The sequence below is a fragment of the Halobacterium sp. MBLA0001 genome, from assembly GCF_049705385.1.
Lineage (GTDB): Archaea > Halobacteriota > Halobacteria > Halobacteriales > Halobacteriaceae > Halobacterium > Halobacterium salinarum.
The window spans coordinates 938,101-958,083 of sequence record NZ_JBNAMQ010000007.1 but is presented as its reverse complement, the minus strand read 5'-3'; the positions used below and the strand labels follow the sequence as shown (position 1 = coordinate 958,083).

Sequence of the window (19,983 nt, the reverse complement as noted above, 5' to 3'; positions counted from 1 at the left end):
TAGGCAACACCGGCGTAAAAACCCACTCGTTCGCCGGGCGGCCGGGAGAACGCTTTTCGGGCGCGCCGTCCGACTGCGACTGTGCACGTCCGCCACGATCCCGACGACGGCGACGGCGCGCGAACGCTCGCCAACACCGTCGAGACGGCCGAGTCGTTCCTCTCGCAGGCCCGCGGGCTGATGTTCCGCACGTCGATCCCCGACGACTACGCGCTCGTGTTCCCGTTCGGCGACCCCGAGGTGCGGGACGCCCACATGGTGTGTGTGCCGTTCGACATCGACGCCATCTGGGTGGTCGACGAGGAGGTCCAACACGTCGAGACCATGGCCGCGTGGACGGGGCGGGCGAGCGCGGACTGTGACACGCTGATCGAGTTGCCGGCGGGCGCTGCGAGCGGCGTCGGCGTCGGCGACCGCGTCCGGGTGACCGAGGAGTCAGCCTGAGGGGCGCGCGCCGAGTTCCACGTCGACGGTTCGGCGGTCGCCGTCCCGAAGCAGCCTGACGCTGACGGTGTCGCCGGGACTGGTGTGTAACGCCAGCAGGCTCAACACGTCTTCGAGCGTGTGGACGCGGGTGCCGTTCACCGCGAGCACGATGTCGCCGCCGACGCGAACGGCACCGCCGTCGACGATGGTCGTGGCGTCGCTGCCCACCAGCCGGCCGGCGGACGGTCCCGAAGGGTCGACGGACATCACGAGGAGGCCGCGGGACTCCGTGAGCCCGTTGGCGTCCGCGACGGTGGGGGTGACCGGGGTGAACGACACCCCGAGGTAGGCGTGCTCGTAGTCGCCGGTGTCGATGAGGCTGGGAACGACCCGGTCGGTGAGCGCGGCGGAGATGCCGAACGCGATGTTGTCCCCGCCCCCGGAGTTCACGACCGCGACGACGTCGCCGTCGAGCGACACCAGGGGGCCGCCGCTGTTCCCGGGGTTCACCGCGGCGTCGGTCTGGACGGCGTCCGGAATGCGGTAGCCGGTCGGCGCCGGGATGGCGCGGTTCGTGCCGCTGATGATGCCCGTTGTCACAGTGCCGTTGAGCGCGAACGGGTTGCCGATGGCGACGACCTCCGTGCCGGCGACCGGCGACGCGGTGCGCAACGCCAGCGGGGTGGCGGCGGCCGGGGTGTCGGTGACGGTGACGGCCGCGAGGTCGCTGTTCGGGTCCGTCCCCCGCACCCGGCCGGTCTCCCAGGTGCCGTCGTTGAACCGGACGTTGACCGTCTCCGAGCGCCCCACGACGTGGGCGTTGGTGACGAGTGTCGTGTCGTTGTACAGCCAGCCCGTCCCCTGCCCGGACTGCGTGCGGATCATGACGACGGAGTCGATAACGTCCCGATAGACCGCCGTGTACGGGCTCTCGGAGCGCGAGTCGGTCGTCGTCTCTCGGGTGGTCGTGGCCGCCGTCTCGGCCGCGGCCACACGGTTCGGTGCAGTGTCGGTGCAGCCAGCGGTGCCTGCGGCCAGCACTCCGGCTCCGAGCCGGAGCACGTCGCGTCGACTCGGCATCGGATCAGTCACGAACGGATCGTACGCGTGAGCGACACGAATAGCTTGTGGGCAGCCCCCTGGCGGCGCGGGGCGAGACGGGGGCACCGCTGTCGGCGTGGTGGTCCGAGAAGCGCCGAGGAGGAGATTTGAACTCCTGAGTCCGTGTGGACAGTTGCTCTCGAAGCAACCGCCTTGGCCAGGCTAGGCTACCTCGGCTCGTTCGATACGATGCCGGCCGCGAGTTTAGTGGTTTCGGTTCGGCGAGCGGGTGGCGTGTGACCGGTACGCATAACCCACCAGCGGGGGAGGTCGTGTGGTATGGACGCCAGCAGTGTGCGGGATGGCTGCAGTGCCGTTGTGGACGAGGTGGCGGCGGCGGTCATCGCCGACCGTGAGTTCCTCGAAACGGTTCTCGTCGGGTTCCTGGCTGACGGGCACGTGCTCCTCGAAGACGTCCCGGGGACGGGCAAGACGCTGACTGCGCGCAGCGTCGCGACAGCGCTCGGTCTCGAATTCAGCCGGGTGCAGTTCACGCCGGACCTGTTGCCAACGGACGTGTTGGGGACCCACGTGTTCAACGAGCGGAGCCGGGAGTTCGAGTTCCGGCCCGGCCCGGTGTTCGCGAACGTCGTGTTGGCCGACGAGATCAACCGCGCACCCCCGAAGACGCAGGCAGCGTTGCTGGAGGCGATGGAGGAAGGACAGGTGACGATCGACGGCGAGACGATGGCCCTGCCCGAGCCGTTTTTCGTCATCGCGACCCAGAACCCCGTCGACCAGGAGGGGACGTTTCCCCTGCCGGAGGCGCAACTCGACCGGTTCGTCGTGTCGGCGGCCATCGGCTACCCCGACGCGGCCGGCGAGCGCGAGCTGTTGGCGCGGCGTGCCAGCCGGGACGCCCGGAGTCCGACCGTCGACGCCGTGCTCGACGACGAGCGCGTGCGGGCCCTGCGGCGCGCCTCCGAGGACGTGCGCGTCGGCAGCGACCTCCGCGAGTACATGGTGGCGGTGGCACGCGCGACCCGCGAGCACCCCCGCGTCGAGGTGGGCGTCAGCCCGCGGGGCACCCAGCGGCTGTTCGAGGCGGCGCGCGCTCGCGCGGTCGTGGCGGGCCGCGAGTACGTCGTGCCGGCGGACGTGAAGGGGCTGGCGGGGAGCGTGCTCGCACACCGGCTCGTGTTGACGCCGGACGCGGCCGTCGAGAACGTCGCCAAAGGCGGGATCGTCGAGGGCGTGCTCGACGAGGTGCCGGTGCCCACCGTCGACGCGGCTTAGGTCCGGAGGGCGGCGGCCAACAGCACCCCGCCGAACAGCAACGCGAGCAGCGCCGCCACCGGGCGCGTGCTCGGGCCGAGCGTGTAGGCGGCCAGCGCGACGACCGCGGCCGTCAGTGCCAGCGCCGTCGTCGAAAGCACGTGGACGACGACGGACTGCGTGACGCGGGCGTGCCGGCCGACATCGACCCCGAGTCCGACGGCGTGCTCGGCGGCGTCGTACGCGACCACAGTGCCGACGCCACCGACGAGCGCGTACCCCGGGTCGATGCCGGTCGCCGCGCCGAGGACGACCCCGACGGCGAGTGTCGCTGCGCCGGCCGAGACGAACAGCCGTCTCCCACGGAGGCCGCCGCCGACGACGAGCAGTGCGCCCGAGGCCCCGACAGCGAGGCCGACGCCCGAGCTGAGCGCCGGAACCAGTGCGAGGACTGCGGCGAGAGCCGCAGGAACGACCGCGCGAGCCGGCGGGCGCGCGTCGAACTCGCTCACGCGGACCACCCGCGTTCGGCGTCGGCGACCGTCACTGCCAGCGAGTCGCCCGCCTGCCAGTCGATGACGCGGACGCTCGCCGCGCGCAGCGATCGGACGCGGACAGCGCGCGCCACGCCCGCGAACCGCTGGCCGAGCGTCTCTGCCCCCGTGACGTCGGGCGACACCACCGTGACCGGGTGGCCGCTGGCCTCCAGCCGGCGGACGTACTCGGCGGCGGTGTCATCCACCAGCGGCGAGCAGAAGACCACCTGTGCGTCGTCGGGGAGGTGTGTGCGGAGCCGGCGGAACACGAGCGCACCGAGGAACCGCCGGTCGGGCGGCGACACCGAGAAGCCGCGGTCGCGCGCGAGCAGTGCTTCGAGGCGAGCGCGGTGCTCGCGGCCGAGCCCGGGCGCGAGCCACGCCCAGTGTGGGCCCAGCGACGCCACGCCGACCTGGTTGCCGGCGTCGAGGAGTGCTGACGCGACCCCGCCCGCGGCTTCGACGCCGTACTCGACGGCGTTCGTGCCGTCGGCGTCACTGACGTGGGCGACGCGCCGGGTGTCGACGACGGCGACGGCGGTGACGGCTCGCTCCGCCCGGAACTGGACGGTGGCGAGTTCGCCGTCGCGGGCGAGGCGCGTCCAGTCTACTCTGCTCAGCGGGTCGCCCGAGCGGTACTCGCGGGTGGCGTGGAACGCCACGCCCGAGCCGCCGGTCGGCGTTGGGGTGGGGCCGGCGCGCTGGGTGGGCTGTCGGCGCAGCGGGAACGCGGCCAGACGGGGGAGGTCGGGGACGCAGGTGAGCGTCGCCGCGGCGGGGACGGTGGTGCGCGTCTCGTGGCTGCCGGAGATGTCGCGGGCGATCACCGCGACCGGGTCGAACTCGTGGTCGCCCCGGGTGGCTTCCACGGTGTACGTGACGGTCGCCGACTTGCCGGCCCGGAGCGCGGTCGCCAGCCGGGGCGTCCCGTCGGCGATCGCCAGCGTATCGGGAACGCCGTCGATGAGGCGGAGGTCGGGCAGAAACGACCCGTCGTTGGTCACCGTCAGCGTCACGTCGACCTCGTCGCCGGCGGCGGGGGCGTCCTCGGACACCGACCGTTCGACGGACAGCGACGGCGCTGGGGGCGCGAACAGGGTCGCGTAGCCCGCACCGGCGACGCCGAGCACGCCGAGCACGAGGACGGCGGGTACGCGTGTCGTCGCGCCGGCGGCGATCACGGCGAGCGAGAGCGCGACCGCGCCCCGCCAGCGGTGGGTGCGTTCGGACACCATCAGTGTACACCGCCCTCGATCCCGGTGAGCCGCTGGAGTTCCGCGACGACGTGGCGGGCCTGGCGCTCGCGGGCCGGGTCGGCGCTGACGACTGTCGTGATGACAGCGGGTGCGGGCGAGTCCACGTCCTCGGCGAAGAACGCCGCCGCAGTCCGGTCGTCGGTCCACGTCCCCTCGTCGAGTCGGCGTTCCGCTTCCGCCGGGGCGATCCCGTGGGCGTCGGCGAGCGCGCGCACGGTCACGGTCCGGAGGCGGGCGCTGAACTGCGGGCCGCCAGCGCCGGCGTCCCGGCGGTCCGCGCGCTCGTGGCGCCGGGCGTCGATGTCCGCCCCCGGTCGCGGCGCTTCGATCCGGGGTTCGAGCGTCTCGTTGCGCGCCTCGTCGGCGGTCCGGAACGCGGTGTGATGGCGGTCGATTCCCCTGGTGAGCGCGAACACGGCCGCCAGTCCGGCGACAGCAGTCGTCGGGGTGGGTGGGAGCCCGAGGACGGCAGCCACGCCCGGCTCGACCGTGACTGCGAACCCGGCGGCGGCGAACAGCAGCCCGGCCAGCAGCAGGAAGCGCCGCAGCATCACTGGCCACCGTCCGTGTAGCGCGCTTCGATCGCACGCAGCGCGTCGACGGCGCGCGCCTCGCGGGCGGGTGACGGGTCGGCGTCGCCGTACCGGACTGCGCGGAACAGCGCGGTGAGCGCGTCGACGTGGCGGGCGTCCATGCCGGCGTCGCGGGCGGCGGCGGCGAACTCCCGGGGCGTGCTCGCCTCGGGGTTCGAGACGTCGACGTGCGCGGCCATCTCCCGCCACGCGCGGTAGACCTCGTTGTCGACGTCGGCCACGGTCTCGATGCGGGCAGCCGCCTGGCCGGCGGCGGCACCGACGGCCGCCAGCCGGGGTTGGGCCGCGGGCTCGCGTGTCGCCGGGTCGGGCGACCGGTCAGTGGCGGTGTCGTCGCCGGTGGCGTGGTAGGCGAGCACGACGAACAGCACGGCGACGACGGCGAGCACGCCGACGGCCAACGACGGGGAAACCAGTTGGGTGACCGGCTGTCCGCCGGCGGTGCCGCCGCCCACGCTGCCGTTTGCAGGGGGAGACTGCGCGGAGCCGGCGGCCCCGGCGTGCTGCGGTGACATGCTGGCGGGCGCTCGGCAGTCCGTGAGTGCGCCGTACGAGAGCACGAGAAACGGCACCACCGGGATCACGACGGCGAGCGCGTAGGCAAGGGGGTTGCGGCGTGCCAGCAGCCAGACCGCGCCGACGAGCGCGACCCCAATGCCGATCAGGACGGCGGGGGACTGCAGGACCGGGACACAGAGCGCGTCGAAGGGCGTGGGGGTCGTGGCGGTCGCTCCGGACTGGCCGCCGGTTGCGGACGCCGCGGCGCCACTGGTGTGGCTTGGAGCGGCTCCGCCGGACTGGGCGTTCCCGCCGGTGCCGGGGCCAGCGCCGGACTGGGGGCGCGGCGCAACGAGCGTGGACGCCGCCAGGGAGATGGCAAGCACACACAGCACTGCGATGACCGGACCGCGCGCGTTTCGACCCACGCGCCAGGGGTTGACAACTCGAATCCATAGGTTTTGCGAACAGGCATCGCGGTACGCGATGGCACGATACTGGCGTCGTGGAGTGGCCCCCGCCCCCAGCTTTAAATCCGGGAGCGAGGCAGCCGGGCGTAATGGCTCCCTTCGTTCCCCCGCCAACGCCGCCCGGCAGCGACGCGGCGTGGTACGCCCCGGCGGTCACCGCCCAGTACACCGTCCATCCCGGCATTGTGGCCACCGTCACCGCGCGCGACGGGGCGCGCCCGACCTACGCGCTGCGACGGCCGCAGCTCTCCGCGCGGGACGCAGACGCGCTGGCGGACGTGTGCGAGCAGTTCGCCGACGCGACGCTCCCACCGCCGCTGACGCGCGCCGACGCCCGGGACCGCCTGGCGGCCGGGTTCGAGGCCAAACACCGGCGGGTGATCGCGGCGCTCACCGACGCCACGCCGGCCGCACGCCGCCGCATCACGGTGCACGCGCTGTGCGAGGCGCGCTGCCTGGGGGACCTGACCGGGGTGGCGGCCGACGACCGCGTGACCGCGGCTGTCGCCGACGACGAGACGGTGGTCGTGCACACCGACGCGCAGCCGCCCGCTGCCACCGGGTTGCCCGCGAACACGCCGGCCCACGACCGGCTTCGTGCCACACGGATCGCGGCGTACACGGTGCCGTTCCGCGGGTTCGACGTGCCCGTGCGGATCTACCGGACGCCCGCGGACGACGCGGACGCGTTCACCACGACGTACGCCGTCCGGGAGCCCGACCGGCTGCCCGGCGACGACGCCCGCATCGCCGCCTGCAAGGACCGCATCTGGACCAACGGCGTCGCGACGGGCGACAGCGACGCCGGCGACGACCACGCCGCGGCGATCGCTGACCGCGCCCGCAGTCTGCTTGCGCGCCGCCACACGGCGCCGAAAACGCGGCACTGGTGTGGCGCTGTCGCCGACCGGGTCCGGGAAGCGGTGGCCGACCGCGGCCCCGCGGTGCCGCCGGTCGGCGACGACCACGTCGCGGATCTGGCGTACTACGTGGTGCGTGATCTCGTCGGCGACGCCGAACTCACGATCCCGATCCGCGACCCCAACCTCGAAGACGTGGAGGCGAACCGGGTGGGCGAGCGCGTGAAAGTGGTGGCCCGCGACCGCGTGCACGCGGCCGACGACCGCATCCCCACGAACCTCGTGCTCGACGACGAACAGCGGTTCGTGGACCTCGTGACGGGGCTGGCCGCCCAGGACGGCGTGGAGCTGAACGCCGCCACGCCGGCGGCGAAGGTGAACCTCGAACCGGACGGGGTCGCCGACGACGTGACCATCCGGTGTGCGGTCGCGCTCCCCGCGATCAGCGAGGGCGGCCCCCACGTCTCCATCCGGAAGCAGGCCGCCGACGCGCTCACGCCGGTCGACTTGCTCCGGCAGGGCAGCCTCACGGCGGGCATCGTGGCGCTGCTGTGGCTGGCGTACGAACACCACCGCGTGGTGCTGTTCTCCGGCCCGACGGGCGTGGGGAAGACCACGCTCATGAACGCCCACATGCCGTTCGTGCCGTTCGACGACCGCCCGGTGAGCATCGACGAGGGCAGCCGGGAGGTCCGGCTGCCCCACGAGACCGGCGTCTCGCTGAGCACCCGCGAGCACGAACAGGCGTTCAAGCGCGTGTCGATGGCCGACCTGATGACCGCGACCAACTACCTCAACCCGGACATCGAGGTGATCGCGGAGATCAACACGCGGGCCAGCTTCGAGAGCTTCGCGCAGATCCTCAACACCGGCCACGGGGTCGTGGGCACCACGCACGCCGCGGGCGTCGACCCGCTGGTGAACCGCGCCGTCGAACAGGGCGTTCCGGCGCACCTGCTCCGAGAGATCGACCTCGTGGTCTTCCCGCGACGCACCGACGGCGACCGGTACGTGGGCGAGGTCGTGGAGTTCGTCGACGACGCCGGCCCGGCGACGACGGCCGTCGAAACGGACGCCACGACGGTCCACGTGCGCCGCATCGCCACCCGCGGCCCGGCGGCCGCCGACGAGGGGCTGCACTCCAGCGGCGAGTACGCCGTCCGGGACGCCGAGGACGTGCGGTTCTTCGACGCGGTGGCGGCGCGCACGGACCGCACGCCGGCGGCGGTTCGCCGCGAGTTCGCGCGCAAACGCCGGTACGTTCGGGCGCTGGATCGCGCCGGTGTCACCGACTTCGAGGCGCTGTTCGAGCGGGTGGCGGCCCGACGCAGGACGGCGTCCAGTGCTGAGCCGGACGGGGGCGGGCCGGCGTGACCCTGGGCGTCGTCGACCGCACGCTGTGCGCGCTGTTCGCCCGCCACGCCGACCGCGACCGCCACACCACCACCCGCACGCGGTACCGGGAGGCGCGGCCCGGTGTCGGGTTCGGTGCGTTCGTCGCACGTGTGTACGCAGTGTCGTGGCTCGCGTGTGCGGCCGTCGGGGCCGCGGTCAGTGTCGGCGGCGTCGCGTCCGGGGTGCGCGTGCCGGTGCTGAACGAGGGCCAGCAGGTGGCGGGCTGGCTGGCCTGTGGGGCGCTCGTCGGCGCGGCGGCGAAGCGCGCAACCGTCCGGGCGGGCGACCGGTATCTGGCCTGGCGGGCGGGCCTGCGGCGGGCCGCGATCCGCGCCACGCTCCCGGGCGCGGTCCGGTATCTGTCGGTGTTGGCGTCGGGCACCCCCAGCGAGCGCGATCTGCTGGCGCGTGCCGCGGCCCGAACCGGGGCCTACGGGGAGACGGCGGCGGCGTTTCGCGGCGTGCTCGCCACCGCGGACCTCACCGGCAGCGTCGACCGCGGACTCCGCGTTGCGGCCCGCGACACGCCCAGCCAGGCGCTGCTCGCGCCGTTTCTCGTGAAGTTCCGGGAGCACGCCGCCCAGGGACCGGACGCACTCAGGCAGTATCTCGACATGGAGGCGCGGATGCTCGCTGACAGCCGCGAGCGCGCCCAAGAGCGCGCCGCAAGCGCCCTGGAGTTGGTCGCAGAGCTGTTCGTGGTGGTGTTGGTGCTCCCGGTGTTGGTGGCGATCATCACGACCGTGGTGGGCGTGCTCGCGCCGGGGTTCAGCGCGCCGGTCGCGGTCCCGCACACCGCCCACACCACGACGGTGCGGGCGCTGCTCGTGTACGGCAGCGCGGCGTTCGTCCTGGGTGTGGGCGCGCTGGCGGCGTGGCTGGTCGGTGCGCTGCGGCCGCGCGGGCTCACCTGGAACGCGCACCGACGGTCGCGGGGGGTCGCCGTGCTCACGAACGCGCCCCGGAACCCGGCGGACACGGCGGTCGTCGCCGCGCTGCCGAGCGTCGGGGTCGCGTGCTGGCTGGCGGCCCACGAACTGGGCGCGGTGAACGCAGTTCTGATGGGGTACGTGGCGTTCGCGCTCCCGGTCGGGGCGGTGGCCGCCCGGCGCGCCCGCATCGACGACGCGAAAGACCGCGAGCTGCAGGCGTTCGTGCACGCGGTCGCGGGCCACGTCGGCCTCGGTCGGCCGTTCGGCGGCGCCGTCTCGCGGGTCGCCCGCGGCGTCGACCTGGGGGCGCTGAACCCCGACGTCGACGACCTCGCGGTCGCGCTCGCAGCGACCACGACGCCGCGGGCCGGCGGGGTCAGGCGCGCCGCGCTCGCGGGGTTCGTCGAGCGCGTCGACACCCAGCTTGCGGCCCAGACGGTCGGCCTCGTTTCGGGGGCCCTCGACGCGGGCAGCGACGCCGACGCCACGTTCGAAGCGCTCCAGTCGGAGGTGGGGCGGCTCTACCACGAGAAGCGGTCGGTGCGCTCGCGGCTGCTCGTGTACGTCGCCGTCGGCTGGACGACCGCGCTGCTGGTCGTCGGCATCACTGTCGCCGTCAGCCACACCGTGCTGGGGAGTTTCACGCAGCTGTCGGCGGTGTCGGACGCCGCCAGCGCGGGCGGGCTGTCGATCGACCCGCGCGCCGTGGACGTGGCCCGCGACCGGTTCCGGTTCTACGTCGTCACGCAGGCCACGATGCTGGCCTGTGGCTGGTTCGCGGGCGCAGCCAGCCGTGGGCGGTACAGCGCGGTGCTGCATTCGGGGGTGCTCGTCGCGGTCGCGTACGCCGTCTTCACCGGGGTGGGGCTGGGATGACGCGCGGACAGTCGGCGGTCGTCGGCGTTGCCGTGTTGGTGGCTGCGACCGTGGTCGCGGTGGCCGCGCTCACGGCGAGCGTCGGCACCGTCGTGACCGAGCACGCCGCGGCGGCCGACAGCCGCCGTGTCGCCGCCGACCTGCGGACGGCGCTCCACCCGGCGCGGACGACCGGACCCACGACCGGTCGCGTCGCGTTCGCGCGCGGCCGGCTGGCGCTCCAACCCCGGGACGTGCGCGTCCTGAACGAGACGGGGCCGGTCGCGACAGTGCACGCGAACGCGCTCCGGTTCTCGACGGGACGCCACACCGTCACCTATCTCGCCGGCGGTGTGCTCACGTCGGCCACGGCGCGGACGACCTGGGACGCCCCGGTGGCAGTGCGTGCGGACGCCGACAGCCTGGTGGTCGGCGTGCCCGCGCTCCGCGGGTCGGTCTCGATCGCCGCCGGCCGCACAGCCCGTGGGGGCGGCGCTGCCCGGTGGACGTTGCGGTCGACGGTCACCCACCGCCGCCGCCGGCTCGGCGCTGGCCGCTACCGGATCGCGATCGAAACCACGCACACCGACGCCGTCAGCGCCCGGCTGGCGGCGGCCGGCGCGACCGCGACGACGGTCCGGGCGCTCGACGACGACGGCGTTCCGAGCGTCGTCGCCGCGATCCCGGGACGACCGACGGGCACGCTGCTCGTGCACGAAACGACGGTGAGCGTCTCGTGACCCGGCATCGAGCGAGCGCACCGGTCGTGGGCAAGGCCGCGGAAGCGGGCATCGGGGTGCTGGTGATCGCGGTGTTCACCACCACGCTGTGCGGTGGCGTGGTGCCGGACGCGCGGACCGCGGCGGCCAGCGCGGTGGCGGACCGGGCGCTCGAACACGCCGCCGCCGGCGTCGAAGCGAGCGTGCCGCCGCCGCGGGAACACGCGCGTGTTGTGCGCCGCGTGTCGGTGCCGGCGACGATCCGCCATCGCGGGTACACGATCACCGCGACGAACCGGACGCTGCGCCTCCGCCACCCCACGCCGGGCGTCGGCGGCACCACGCCGCTGGTGCTCCCGGCGCGCGTGGACCGCGTGCGTGGCGACTGGCAGCCCGGCCACCGCGCCAACACCACCTGGGTTGTGCGCGTGTGCACGCCGGAGTCCGGCGGCGACCTGGTCGTTGTGCTGGCGTCGCGCCGGGCCGGCGACGCGGGAACGAGGCCGGGGTGTTCGGCGTGATGCAGCGCGGGCAAGCGAACCTGGTGGCGCTTGTGGTGGGCGTTCTGCTCGTCGGCGCGGCTGTGACGCTGGCGGTGGGGGCCGGGGCCGACGCGTTCGCGCGCGCCGACAGATCGCCCGCGGAGGCACGGCTGGCCGCATCGCTCGCCGACCGCCTGGTGTCGCCGCGTGGACCGCTGGCGGCGCGCGAGAACGTCCTGCGCGCGGACGCAGTGGCGAACGCGACGGGCGACGTCTGTCCGGCGACCACGGCCTGTCGAGTCACCGTCGGCGACACGACAGTGGCTGCAGCGGGGACGCCCGCGGGCGGCACAACGGTGCGACGCATCGTCGTTGTCGCCGACACGCACTCCCAAACGCGCACTGGCAGGGCGACGCGACTGTCCGGCGGCGGCCCCGCGCTGTCGCTTCCCCGTGGGACGACCACAGGGTCGCTTACGATCCGTGCGCCGGACTGTGCGCGCGTGCGGACCGTTCGCGCCGGCGGCCGCGTCATCCTGCACGCGCCGCGTGGGCTCAACGGAACCTACCGGGTGTCCCCGCCGGGGGGCGAGGGCACGGCGCTCTCGTTCACCGGCCGGGACTGCCAGCCGCCCCAGCCGGTCGCGGCTGTGGTGCGCGTCGAAGCCGTGAGGATCACCGAGCCCGCAGTCATGGCGGTGACAGTCGATGCCTGAACGGGGGCGTCGCGGCCAGGCGTCGCTGCCGGCCGTCGAAGCGGCGATCGGTGTGCTCGTGATCCTCGCCGTGGCGGCCACGTTCACGGTGGGCGTCCCCGGCGACGGCGGGCACACGCGGACGGCGCAGCTGGATCGGTACGCCGCCGACGCCGCGACGATCATCGAGACGACGCCGCCACACGGGAGTGGGTCCCGGATCGACGACCGCCTGAGACGACTGCTGCCGGCGTCCGTGCTGTTCAGTGTGGACACCACCAGCGGGCGGCTCGGACGGCAGCCACCGCGGACAGCACCCACGGGGCGCGCCACCGTCCACAGGGCCAACGGCACGGTCACGCTGCGGGTGTGGGACGCATGACCCAGCGCGGCCAGTTCGTGCTCGCGGGGGCTGCGGTCGCGGCGCTCGCGCTCGCATCGGTGGCGGTCGCGTACCTCCAGTTCGGATACGCCCCGTCGGTGGCGACGCCACGGCCGACCCCGAGCAGCCAGGCAGCCACCACGGTTGAGCGCGCTGTGGCGGCGGCGGCCACCGACGCAACCGGCGTGCCGTGGGCGCAGCGGCGGCGGACGCTCACCCGCGTGCAGGGGGCGCTCGCTCAGCCGCCGCCGGCCACCGCCGGGGGCGCGGCCGCCGTCGAGGTGACTGGGAACGCGACCGCGGCGGCCGGCGTCGACTGTCCGACCGGCCGCGGCCGTCGGTTCGGGGGCTGCGTCCGTGCGGGCGGGGTTGTCGTGCAGCGGCGGGCGGCCGAGGCGGTGGTGGTGGCGGTGGCGTACGACATCCGCGTGAGGACAGTGACCACGAGCACGGAGTGGACGCGGGTACAGCGGCCGGGGTGTTGGCTGCCGGACGGCTGTCAGTCGGGGGCATCGCCGTCGTCGGCCGGCGGCGACGAGCGGAGGGCGGCCGCCACGGTCCAGGCGTCGGTGGGAAGCGATGCGAGGCGCGCGTCGGCGTCGCTGCGGGCGTCCTCGATCGCGTCGTCGGGCGCGCCAAAGGTGTGGGTTCGGCACTGCTCGTAGAGGGCCGTGACCGACTGGTGGTACGCTGCGGTGGTGCGGGCCTGCGCGACCGCCTCCCGGATCGACTCCGGGGCCGCCTCTCGCGGCGGCGGGCACTCGATGTCGCCGGCTGGCGTCCCCGCGCCGACCACGACCGCTGCCGGCGGGGCGGCGTCCCGGATCGCCGTGACGACGGCCTGGGGGTCGGCAACTGCGGGCGCATCGACGACCACCACGGCGGGGTCGTGGGCGGCGATGGCGTCGGTGAGTGCAGCCGTGGTGGCTGTCGCTGTTGGCCCATCCAGGACGTCGCACAGTGCAGACGGTGTGTCGTCTGCAACCACTAGCGTCACGGCCGACTGGTTCGGGTCACGCACGGGAATATTTTTGGATTTCACTGGTGAAAAGAGTGGGACGGAACGCCGATAGCGCTGCGGTGGCGGGTGGAAACGCGTCGCGGTGGAGCCACGCGCTAATCGACGGGCAAAAGGCAACCGGCGGCGTGTGCCCCCACAGAGGAGAGTCCCCGATGAACGCAGCCCGCGTCTGGTCAACGGTGGTCGGGTTCGGTGCCGCAGCGGTGGTGTTCGCGGTGTTGTTCTGGCTGATCGGCATCCAGGAGATCATCACCGCGCTGGGGCGGGCGCGCATCCCGCTGGTGGTGGTTGCGGGCGCGCTGATGCTGGGGTGGATCGTCCTCCAGGGCACGGCGCTGTGGATCGTCTGGCGGATCCTGGACATCACCGTGTCGGTTCGGTCGGCGATCCTGGTGTTCGCGGGCACGTCGTTCGCGAACAACATCACGCCGTTCGGGCAGGCCGGCGGGGAACCGGTCGCCGCGCTGCTCACGACGAACGTCTCGGACGCCGACTACGAGACCGCGCTGGCCGCGATCGCCGGTGCCGACGCGCTGAACTTCGTGCCCTCGATCGGGCTTGCGCTCACCGGAACGGCCGCCTACGCGATCGTGAACACGGTCTCGCCGCGGCTCCGGTCGGTCGTCGGGATCGTCGGCGCGTTCGTCCTGATCGTGGGGGGGCTGGCGGTCGCCGGGTGGCGGCTGCGGACCACCATCCAAGCCGCGGTGGTGCGGGTCGCAACGCCGGCGCTGCGGTGGCTGGCGCGCGTGCTCCCGCGAGTCCCCGTGCCGTCACCCGAACGCATCGAGGCCGGGATCGAAGAGTTCGTCGCGTCCGTCGAGCGCCTGGCCGCGGATCGAACGGGCGTCCTGAAGGTGATCGGGCTCGCGACCGCCGCGTTGCTGTGTCAAGCGATCGCGATGTGGGTGGTGTTCATCGCATTGGGGTCGCCGATCCCGATCTACGTGCCGCTGTTCGTCGTGCCCGTCGGGACCATGGCCGGCATCGGCCCGACGCCGGGCGGCCTCGGCGGCATCGAGTCCGTTCACGTGGCGCTGCTGACCGCGCTCACCAGCGCCGCCGCGCCGCTGGTCGCCGCCGCCGTCGTCATCCACCGCATCGGCGGGTTCTGGCTGACGATGACGGTCGGCGGCGGGTCGCTGGCGGTCCTGCGAGCCGGCGGCAGCGACGCCGACTGAGCGCCGACGCCACCCGGCGGTGGCGGCACGGACAGCGCGTGAGTCTGCGACGGGATCACCGATCCGGACTCGTGGCTGAGGCGGGATCGAGCAATCGCGGACACGAGGTCGGAAGCGCGATATCCCCGGATATCGGAGCGTGCCAAACGCGCCAGCGGCGACGAAATCTACGCAGGTTTCTGTCTCACGTTTTCGTGTAAAATCCAGAGATCGGTCCGGAAGAGGCACGGCTTAGACCGGCACTGGGCAGACTTCGGGGCTTACAGCTCGATTAGTTCAGGGCAGGTGATAAGTGCTGAGCGCCGAGCGTCCATATGATTCCCCTTGACATATGGATGATTCTGCTCTATCTTTTCTTGATTCCGTTCGTGTCAGTCACCCTTCTTGCTCTATTTTTCCACCCAGCCGATCGGGCTGACCGAGAAACCCCATAGCCGTCGAAGGGAAGGCTACGCCTCACGAGTGGTGGACATGATCGGCGCGGAGAACTTGATGTTCGCTACGGACCTTCCCCATCCTGACTTCGATACGCCGGAAGAACTGTACCGCCGTATCAGTGGACAGCTGGATGATTCGGAGGTTCGAGAGATCATGGGCGGCAACGTCGTTGACGTCTTTGGCTTCGACGTAACTGAATCTTAATATGTCCACGAACAGATACCGCATCGATCAGACGAGCGAGTTGAGCGAACATGGGTCACGGGTCGTCAGAGAGGTAAACGGGATCACAGTTGCCGTCCTCAACGTGGAGGGCGAGTACCACGCTATCTCGAACAGGTGCCCCCACGTCGGCGGGCCCCTGCAAAAAGGGGCGCTGACCGGCTACGCCGACGTCACGGACGAGCAGGACACTGAGAAGATAGTCGAATGTCCGTGGCACTGCTGGCGGTTTGACGTCACCTGTGGCGGGAATATTGACGACTCTGAGTACAAGCTCTCGACCTACAACGTAGAAGAGCAAGACGGCGAACTCTTCGTCGTGCTGTGAGCCGGGCGACCAGCGTTACTCCCGTTGGCCCCGTGGGACCCACGTCCTGTCTTTCTGCCCAGTGTACTTCGAGCGCGGCCGGATTAGGCGGTTGTCCGCCAGTTGCTGGAGACAGTGGGCCGTCCAACCACCCGAACGGGCGATGGCGAACGTCGGCGTAAACAGGTCCCGGGGGATTCCGATCCCGTGAAGCAGCACTGCTGTGTAGAACTCGACGTTCGTCTCGAGCTCGATGTTCGGTTTGTACTCCTTGAGGAGGGTGACAGCGATATCCTCGAAGTCTTGCGCCATCTCGAAGAACTCCGAGTCCTTGTTCTGGTAGAACTCCTCGGCTGCTGTCGAGAGCACCTCTGCGCGGGGGTCACGGGTGCTGTACACTCGGTGACCGAAGCCCATCAGTCGCTCATCGGCCGCCAGTTTCTCGCGGAGTACGTGTTTAGCCCCAGTGAATTTCGGCACTGTCTCGTAGCAGGCGACCAATCGGGGAGATATGCACCCTCAGCAAGGGCTAATTGAACTTCTTCAGGGATGGTCTCCGCTCGGAAACCATCCCGGTGACCCTGCTGAGGTAACGCTGAGGTGGTCATAGTGGATAGGGATGACCTCAGCAAAGACGAACTTCTCTCACGGTTTCTCCAAATGGAAGAGCGAATCGACGAGTTGGAGGAGAAACTCGAGCAGAAGGACGAACGAATCGAAGAACTCGAAACACGTCTTCGCAAATACGAGAATCCACATACACCGCCTAGTAAGCGACGGTCGGGGACTGACGAGTCCCCGACCTCTCAAGACGACGAAGACGACGATGTCCGAACTGACGGCGGCACCCCCGGACGAAAAGACGGTCACGACCCGGAGTGGCGTTCTACAACTGATCCCGACGAAGAAATCGAAGTCACCTGTGACTGTTGTCCTGAGTGTGGCGACCACTTCGACGAGTCGGTGGGCGTCAGCCCCCGACTCGTCGAGGAGATCCCTGATCCGCAGCCCCCAGAAATCACCCGGTACAACCGCCACTACTACCAGTGCGATTCCTGTGGAACAGAGACAGTTGCGGCTCACCCCGACTGCCCCGATGAGGGGCAGTTCGGGGTGAACGTCATCGCTCAATCAGCTCTGTCACGGTACGATCACCGCCTTCCCTACCGGAAAATCGCTGACCGCTTCGAGCAACTGCATGAACTCGAACTCTCGGGTGCATCCGCGTGGCACGCGACCGAGCGCGCTGCGCGCGCCGGTCGCTGTGAGTACGAGCAGATCCGTCGAGAGATCCAAGATGCCGACGTGGTCCACATCGACGAAACAGGCATCAAACGTGACGGTGAGCAGGCGTGGATTTGGACGTTCAAGACCGCTCAGCATACGTTATACGCGGTGAGAGAGAGTCGCGGGAGTGATGTTCCCGCGGAAGTCCTCGGCGAGGACTTCGCGGGAACGGTCATCTGTGACGGGTGGACGGCGTACCCAGCTTTCAGCAGCAACCTCCAGCGGTGTTGGGCGCATATTCTTCGAGAGGCTGAAGACGCCGCCGAAAAGCAGGCAGAAGGTGAACCGATCTACCACGCTCTCAGACAGGTGTACGTCGCTCTCCAGGCCCGGCTGGAGAGCGACCCAAGTCCTCGTGAGAGAGCAGACCTCCAGCGTGTGGCGCGAAGAGAGCTTGAATCGCTGATTGAACGGTCAGTACCCGACGGACCAGTGGCAACACTGCTCGGGAAGATCGAAGGAGGTCTTGACCACTGGCTCACCTTCGTCGGTGAGCCAGCGGTCTCTCCGACAAACAATGCCGCAGAGAACGCGCTTCGTGAGCCAGTAGTTCTCCGGAAAATCATCGGAACGCTCCGCAATGACCGAGGAATGTTCGTTCACGAGACGGTCTTGTCCCTGCTGGCGACGTGGCGCCAGCAGGGACGCAATCCATACGAAGAGCTTCGTCGAGTCGTCAGCAGCAATGAGATGCTCTCACGGGCTCACGCTGTGCCGGCTGTCGAGACCTCGGGGTAAACACGTACCTCGCGGATATAACTCTCGGCGTTACCGGCCTCCGTGATGTCGAGAAGCATATCCAGCACCGGGCCCGGGGCACCGCCGTGGAGCGGCCCTTTCAGGGCGCCGACTGAGCCGGTGAGCGACGAGTACATGTCAGATTCCGTCGACACAATCGTCCGACCGGTGAACGTCGAAGCGTTGAGACCGTGGTCGACAACCGTGTTCAGGTACGTCTCCATGCCCCGAACCTCGGCCTCGGTCGGCTCCTCCCCAGTCAGCATGTACAGGTAGTTGGCAGCGTGGCTGAGGTCCGCCCGTGGCTCGACGGGCTCCTCACCGTTTTTCACCCGCCAGTAGGTAGCGACGATGGTCGGGAACAGGACTACACGTCATCGCAGAAGGTGACCACTAGGATGACCACAAGTATCGAGGCGACATATCGGAGGCAGGACACCTCGAAGTGTACGACGATGGTAGTACTTCGTCCTCACAGGAGACGTGTACGACGGCTTCACATCGGTCGAAAGCAGGTCCAAAGTCGTCCGAGAGGTGCAGGACGACATCTCCCCAAACAGCAGACGTTCTCTTTCACGGGCCAGCAGAAGCCTGTGCGCGAGCAGGAGTTCGACGGAGGGCAGACAGATGCAACTCCCGAGCAGGTGCGTCAGACGATACGAGCCTACGTCAAGACCGACAGCCACGATGTCAGCCGAGAGGTACTCCGCCTGTGGCGAGGGAGTGAGGAAGGGCGACCGTCTGCATCGGAGGTCGATATGGCCTTCGTCGCATAACTTCACTACTGGTGTCGAGGCGACCAGCAGTTGATCGACGAGTGTTGCCGAGCCTCAGGGCGGATGCGTTCGAAGTGGGACGAGGTACACTTCGCAGGCGGAGCCACATATGCTGAGATGAACATAGAGAACGTCTGTCGAACCAATAGCGACACCTTTGGAGAGAGGTACATGGAGAGAGCATGGTTGTTCGGGAATTTCGACACCCCCAGTGTTATCTCGCTGTGCATCAACGGAGGTACACAGGGTGTTTCGCATATACGGTACATCTCGTACAACCCCTTCATACAACACTATGACAATCGGGCTCTCTGTTACTTCCCCCCAATAAACTGATACTATAGCGATGTCTATAATCCCTATTTTTATATACGTTTGGTAAGTGATTATTCCTATGGGAGTGATAAAAGGAACTGTTAGTGGACTTGGAGCGGTTGGTGGAGGTGTGGCAGCAATACCTCTCGGTGGTCTTCCGGCATTTATAATTGGAGCAATGGCTGGTACAGTTGTTTCAGATATTTCTATGTACTTATTAGGAAATACGCCGAAAAAAGGACGAAAGATTGGTATAATGAAGGGGATTGCGGCTTCAACAGGAAGTATAGCCGGATTATTTTTTGCCGGAGTTCCAAGTATGATGGCAGGTGCATTTATAGGTAGTTTAGTTGGTGATATAATTGGTCTATAATAGACAAAACCTGATGGGAATTGAAGCAGTAGGGGAGTGCGGAGAGAATTCGGTTCTGTTCAGGCGTTGCTTCGCCTAACTTCTCTCATCTGTTGTCTAATTGCTGCTTCTGCCTCTGCGGCTGACTCTTGCACACTCGGACCTAGTTCCACACTATTTCCGTCTGCTGTCCGCACTTCTAGGTACGTTGCTCCTCCTGACTGGTGCGTTTCAATGCTGGAAACTTGGTCATAAAAGAACTCTTTATTCGTGCCTCCTTCTGATTTTCCTCTCTGTTTCATATCCAAGACAGCACCTTGATTTACGTTAAAAGATGTGTCGGATACCAATATTGCAGTACTCCTATATTTTGATGCAGGCTCAACCAAAGGTGGCGAGTCTCCTACTGCAAAGTTAAGCGAAAAGGATTCAGCGTTATCCATATCAATGCCACGAGCAGCGGCTCTCGCTGTTTCATCATAGAACTGCTCCTTAATTGGTGAATATTTGGAATTTATTTCACTAACGCCCCAGTACCAGACCGCTATACCTGCTAATAATCCTATGGTAATGAATGGAACTATAGCCTCAATAGCTACCCCCACAATTGCTGAAATAATTGTTGTTCCAACAATCGCAAGTGATGGGTTCCAACCGATTTTCCACCGAGTGCCTGAAATGTTTTCCGCCATTATCAGAAGATAATGTCCCAGTCACTTATATTTTTATGATAGAATGAAGGACAAGCGACTCCGCCGATGTGAATGACAGCAAGTGTGGTCATCTCGACACCCCAGCTGTGTTATCTTGCCTGTCTATTACTCGATACGTGGTACTCCGGATTTCTAATTGCATCATCATTTCCTGCATACAATACTATGACCATCGGGCGGTCGAATCGAGATGAGGGCATTAAGAATCGTTAAAGTAA

Annotated in this window: 20 protein-coding genes, 1 tRNA gene and 3 pseudogenes; 15 read left to right on the top strand and 9 right to left on the bottom strand. The window is 68.8% G+C overall.

Annotation, left to right across the window (positions count from 1 at the left end):
• The first annotated feature begins 81 nt into the window (after positions 1 to 81).
• The gene (locus tag ACOZ32_RS06120; protein WP_205251402.1) at positions 82 to 444 is read left to right on the top strand and encodes a DUF192 domain-containing protein; all 363 of its coding nucleotides are present in this window, start codon (positions 82 to 84) and stop codon (positions 442 to 444) included.
• Here ACOZ32_RS06120 and ACOZ32_RS06115 read toward each other — a convergent pair.
• Together ACOZ32_RS06115 and ACOZ32_RS06110 are read right to left on the bottom strand one after the other, a co-directional pair.
• Positions 436 to 1,506, bottom strand: coding sequence for a S1C family serine protease (locus ACOZ32_RS06115; RefSeq protein WP_010902123.1), 1,071 nt, complete (start codon positions 1,504 to 1,506; stop codon positions 436 to 438). The genes ACOZ32_RS06120 and ACOZ32_RS06115 overlap by 9 nt on opposite strands.
• Positions 1,507 to 1,619: 113 nt before the next feature.
• Positions 1,620 to 1,704: transfer RNA gene (locus ACOZ32_RS06110), tRNA-Ser, on the bottom strand.
• A 102-nt stretch (positions 1,705 to 1,806) separates the two neighbouring features.
• On the opposite strand from ACOZ32_RS06110, the gene ACOZ32_RS06105 reads away from it, so the two are divergent.
• On the top strand, positions 1,807 to 2,763 hold the full coding sequence (locus ACOZ32_RS06105) for an AAA family ATPase (RefSeq protein WP_010902122.1): 957 nt from the start codon (positions 1,807 to 1,809) through the stop codon (positions 2,761 to 2,763).
• On the opposite strand, the gene ACOZ32_RS06100 is transcribed toward ACOZ32_RS06105, so the two are convergent.
• Genes ACOZ32_RS06100 through ACOZ32_RS06085 form a run of 4 tightly spaced genes read right to left on the bottom strand, consistent with a single transcriptional unit; the run spans position 2,760 to position 6,053 of the window.
• Positions 2,760 to 3,254 (bottom strand): DUF7519 family protein, encoded by a 495-nt coding sequence (locus ACOZ32_RS06100; RefSeq protein WP_285270395.1) that lies wholly within the window; start codon positions 3,252 to 3,254, stop codon positions 2,760 to 2,762. The two genes, ACOZ32_RS06105 and ACOZ32_RS06100, sit on opposite strands and share 4 nt — an antisense overlap.
• Positions 3,251 to 4,513 (bottom strand): DUF58 domain-containing protein, encoded by a 1,263-nt coding sequence (locus ACOZ32_RS06095; RefSeq protein WP_424335081.1) that lies wholly within the window; start codon positions 4,511 to 4,513, stop codon positions 3,251 to 3,253. Before ACOZ32_RS06095 ends, ACOZ32_RS06100 begins: the two co-directional genes overlap by 4 nt.
• Complete coding sequence (locus ACOZ32_RS06090) at positions 4,513 to 5,085, bottom strand: DUF7269 family protein (protein ID WP_424335080.1); 573 nt, start codon at positions 5,083 to 5,085, stop codon at positions 4,513 to 4,515. The genes ACOZ32_RS06095 and ACOZ32_RS06090 overlap by 1 nt, the downstream gene beginning before the upstream one ends.
• Positions 5,085 to 6,053: a DUF4129 domain-containing protein gene (locus tag ACOZ32_RS06085; RefSeq protein WP_424335079.1), complete on the bottom strand. Its 969-nt coding sequence runs from the start codon at positions 6,051 to 6,053 to the stop codon at positions 5,085 to 5,087. Before ACOZ32_RS06085 ends, ACOZ32_RS06090 begins: the two co-directional genes overlap by 1 nt.
• A 131-nt stretch (positions 6,054 to 6,184) precedes the next feature.
• Here ACOZ32_RS06085 and ACOZ32_RS06080 point away from each other — a divergent pair, with 131 nt between their 5' ends.
• The 10 genes from ACOZ32_RS06080 (at position 6,185) to ACOZ32_RS06035 (ending at position 15,605) form a co-directional block, all read left to right on the top strand.
• The gene (locus ACOZ32_RS06080) at positions 6,185 to 8,329 is read left to right on the top strand and encodes a type II/IV secretion system ATPase subunit (RefSeq protein ID WP_424335078.1); all 2,145 of its coding nucleotides are present in this window, start codon (positions 6,185 to 6,187) and stop codon (positions 8,327 to 8,329) included.
• On the top strand, positions 8,326 to 10,158 hold the full coding sequence (locus tag ACOZ32_RS06075) for a type II secretion system F family protein (protein WP_205251395.1): 1,833 nt from the start codon (positions 8,326 to 8,328) through the stop codon (positions 10,156 to 10,158). The genes ACOZ32_RS06080 and ACOZ32_RS06075 overlap by 4 nt, the downstream gene beginning before the upstream one ends.
• Positions 10,155 to 10,877, top strand: coding sequence for a DUF7289 family protein (locus ACOZ32_RS06070; RefSeq protein WP_205251394.1), 723 nt, complete (start codon positions 10,155 to 10,157; stop codon positions 10,875 to 10,877). The genes ACOZ32_RS06075 and ACOZ32_RS06070 overlap by 4 nt, the downstream gene beginning before the upstream one ends.
• A complete protein-coding gene (locus tag ACOZ32_RS06065; protein ID WP_012289120.1) occupies positions 10,874 to 11,377 on the top strand; it encodes a DUF7266 family protein in 504 nt (167 codons plus the stop codon). Before ACOZ32_RS06070 ends, ACOZ32_RS06065 begins: the two co-directional genes overlap by 4 nt.
• Positions 11,377 to 12,054, top strand: a complete 678-nt coding sequence (locus tag ACOZ32_RS06060; RefSeq protein WP_205251393.1) for a DUF7263 family protein — start codon at positions 11,377 to 11,379, stop codon at positions 12,052 to 12,054. The genes ACOZ32_RS06065 and ACOZ32_RS06060 overlap by 1 nt, the downstream gene beginning before the upstream one ends.
• Positions 12,047 to 12,415 (top strand): DUF7262 family protein, encoded by a 369-nt coding sequence (locus ACOZ32_RS06055; protein ID WP_205252386.1) that lies wholly within the window; start codon positions 12,047 to 12,049, stop codon positions 12,413 to 12,415. The genes ACOZ32_RS06060 and ACOZ32_RS06055 overlap by 8 nt, the downstream gene beginning before the upstream one ends.
• The gene (locus ACOZ32_RS06050; protein WP_205252385.1) at positions 12,412 to 13,080 is read left to right on the top strand and encodes a DUF7261 family protein; all 669 of its coding nucleotides are present in this window, start codon (positions 12,412 to 12,414) and stop codon (positions 13,078 to 13,080) included. The genes ACOZ32_RS06055 and ACOZ32_RS06050 overlap by 4 nt, the downstream gene beginning before the upstream one ends.
• 508 nt (positions 13,081 to 13,588) lie before the next feature.
• Positions 13,589 to 14,617, top strand: coding sequence for a lysylphosphatidylglycerol synthase transmembrane domain-containing protein (locus ACOZ32_RS06045; RefSeq protein ID WP_205251390.1), 1,029 nt, complete (start codon positions 13,589 to 13,591; stop codon positions 14,615 to 14,617).
• A gap of 384 nt (positions 14,618 to 15,001) precedes the next feature.
• A complete protein-coding gene (locus ACOZ32_RS06040) occupies positions 15,002 to 15,259 on the top strand; it encodes an amidohydrolase family protein (protein ID WP_424335077.1) in 258 nt (85 codons plus the stop codon).
• Position 15,260: 1 nt separating this feature from the next.
• On the top strand, positions 15,261 to 15,605 hold the full coding sequence (locus ACOZ32_RS06035; protein WP_424335076.1) for a Rieske (2Fe-2S) protein: 345 nt from the start codon (positions 15,261 to 15,263) through the stop codon (positions 15,603 to 15,605).
• A 15-nt stretch (positions 15,606 to 15,620) separates the two neighbouring features.
• On the opposite strand, the pseudogene ACOZ32_RS06030 reads toward ACOZ32_RS06035, so the two are convergent.
• Positions 15,621 to 16,037, bottom strand: a pseudogene (locus tag ACOZ32_RS06030) (citrate/2-methylcitrate synthase); the annotation flags it as partial.
• A 207-nt stretch (positions 16,038 to 16,244) separates the two neighbouring features.
• On the opposite strand from ACOZ32_RS06030, the gene ACOZ32_RS06025 reads away from it, so the two are divergent.
• Complete coding sequence (locus tag ACOZ32_RS06025) at positions 16,245 to 17,609, top strand: IS66-like element ISH10 family transposase (protein ID WP_010890436.1); 1,365 nt, start codon at positions 16,245 to 16,247, stop codon at positions 17,607 to 17,609.
• 8 nt (positions 17,610 to 17,617) lie between these two features.
• Here the strand turns inward: ACOZ32_RS06025 and ACOZ32_RS06020 are convergent.
• Positions 17,618 to 17,980: pseudogene (locus ACOZ32_RS06020) on the bottom strand (citrate/2-methylcitrate synthase); the annotation flags it as partial.
• A 417-nt stretch (positions 17,981 to 18,397) separates the two neighbouring features.
• Between ACOZ32_RS06020 and ACOZ32_RS06015 the strand changes: the two are divergent.
• Positions 18,398 to 18,721: pseudogene (locus ACOZ32_RS06015) on the top strand (hypothetical protein); the annotation flags it as partial.
• Between the two features lie 58 nt (positions 18,722 to 18,779).
• Entirely contained in the window at positions 18,780 to 19,073 is a 294-nt protein-coding gene (locus tag ACOZ32_RS06010; RefSeq protein ID WP_424335075.1) for a hypothetical protein, read from the top strand.
• A 59-nt stretch (positions 19,074 to 19,132) separates the two neighbouring features.
• On the opposite strand, the gene ACOZ32_RS06005 is transcribed toward ACOZ32_RS06010, so the two are convergent.
• Entirely contained in the window at positions 19,133 to 19,744 is a 612-nt protein-coding gene (locus ACOZ32_RS06005; protein WP_424335074.1) for a hypothetical protein, read from the bottom strand.
• Between the last annotated feature and the right edge of the window lie 239 nt (positions 19,745 to 19,983).

Coding starts and splice junctions, on each gene's coding strand:
- ACOZ32_RS06115 (WP_010902123.1), bottom strand. CDS start 1,506: ATGCCGAGTCGACGCGACGTGCTCCGGCTCGGAGCCGGAGTGCTGGCC.
- ACOZ32_RS06105 (WP_010902122.1), top strand. CDS start 1,807: ATGGACGCCAGCAGTGTGCGGGATGGCTGCAGTGCCGTTGTGGACGAG.
- ACOZ32_RS06095 (WP_424335081.1), bottom strand. CDS start 4,513: ATGGTGTCCGAACGCACCCACCGCTGGCGGGGCGCGGTCGCGCTCTCG.
- ACOZ32_RS06090 (WP_424335080.1), bottom strand. CDS start 5,085: ATGCTGCGGCGCTTCCTGCTGCTGGCCGGGCTGCTGTTCGCCGCCGCC.
- ACOZ32_RS06080 (WP_424335078.1), top strand. CDS start 6,185: ATGGCTCCCTTCGTTCCCCCGCCAACGCCGCCCGGCAGCGACGCGGCG.
- ACOZ32_RS06070 (WP_205251394.1), top strand. CDS start 10,155: ATGACGCGCGGACAGTCGGCGGTCGTCGGCGTTGCCGTGTTGGTGGCT.
- ACOZ32_RS06060 (WP_205251393.1), top strand. CDS start 11,377: ATGCAGCGCGGGCAAGCGAACCTGGTGGCGCTTGTGGTGGGCGTTCTG.
- ACOZ32_RS06055 (WP_205252386.1), top strand. CDS start 12,047: ATGCCTGAACGGGGGCGTCGCGGCCAGGCGTCGCTGCCGGCCGTCGAA.
- ACOZ32_RS06050 (WP_205252385.1), top strand. CDS start 12,412: ATGACCCAGCGCGGCCAGTTCGTGCTCGCGGGGGCTGCGGTCGCGGCG.
- ACOZ32_RS06045 (WP_205251390.1), top strand. CDS start 13,589: ATGAACGCAGCCCGCGTCTGGTCAACGGTGGTCGGGTTCGGTGCCGCA.
- ACOZ32_RS06035 (WP_424335076.1), top strand. CDS start 15,261: ATGTCCACGAACAGATACCGCATCGATCAGACGAGCGAGTTGAGCGAA.
- ACOZ32_RS06025 (WP_010890436.1), top strand. CDS start 16,245: ATGGAAGAGCGAATCGACGAGTTGGAGGAGAAACTCGAGCAGAAGGAC.
- ACOZ32_RS06010 (WP_424335075.1), top strand. CDS start 18,780: ATGGGAGTGATAAAAGGAACTGTTAGTGGACTTGGAGCGGTTGGTGGA.
- ACOZ32_RS06005 (WP_424335074.1), bottom strand. CDS start 19,744: ATGGCGGAAAACATTTCAGGCACTCGGTGGAAAATCGGTTGGAACCCA.